The 749-nt window shown below is 48.1% G+C and carries 1 protein-coding gene and 1 pseudogene; both read right to left on the bottom strand.

The window, feature by feature from the left end; all coding sequences use genetic code 11:
- The coding region (locus tag ACS8FD_RS19915) for an FAD-binding oxidoreductase (protein WP_439277141.1) at positions 1-533 on the bottom strand (533 nt) is incomplete at its 3' end.
- Between the two features lie 29 nt (positions 534-562).
- Positions 563-749 (bottom strand): annotated as a pseudogene (locus ACS8FD_RS19910) (2-octaprenylphenol hydroxylase); the annotation flags it as partial.

The following is a 749-nucleotide window of genomic DNA, read 5'->3' as shown; positions in this document are numbered from 1 at the left end:
ACTTCAAGCGCCAGTACCACATCTTTCATCGTGCCATAGCGTACTGCGTTAGTACCTGAGGCGCGGGTCGCAACCATACCGCCGATACTAGCATTGGCGCCTGGGTCTATCGGGAAAAACAAACCTGTATCACGCAGATAATGATTCAGCTGTTCACGCGTGACGCCTGGCTGTACAGTCACTGTCAAATCTTCGTTATTGACTTGCAAGATAGCATCTAGCGCATGCATATCGATTGATAGTCCGCCATAAGGAGCATTTAATTGACCCTCAAGCGATGAGCCAATGCCAAAAGCAATGACTGGCATTTTATGCTGGTTACAAATCGCGACTGCTTTAGCGACGTCGTATTTATCTTGCGCAGTCAGTACGGCATCTGGTGGCTGGTTAGCAAGCCATGTCATGGTATGGCCGTGTTGTTCACGGACTGTCAGATTGGCACTGAGTTGCTCACCAAACTGAGCTTGTAGCTCAGCGATAGCGGCACTATAGTCTGGTTTAGAGGGTATAGCATTAACCTGAGAGCTGATCATAACTTATCCTTGTTAGTAAAGCGGCAGCTTTAAGCTAAGATGCGCCAAATAACCGCTAGTATAGCCAAAATATAAAACACAGGTGATAGCCAGCCGACCACTTGCGTTGCTATAGCGACACATAAGCCAAATCCTGCTAATGCTAGCCAGTCGCGGCGGCGATCATTGAGCATGTCTGCACGTATCTGCTGAATCTCACGTAACTGACTGTCTTGA

It is taken from the genome of Psychrobacter sp. 1U2, assembly GCF_051847575.1.
The sequence above is the reverse complement of the archived record's forward strand: the minus strand, read 5'-3'. Positions and strand labels throughout refer to the sequence as shown.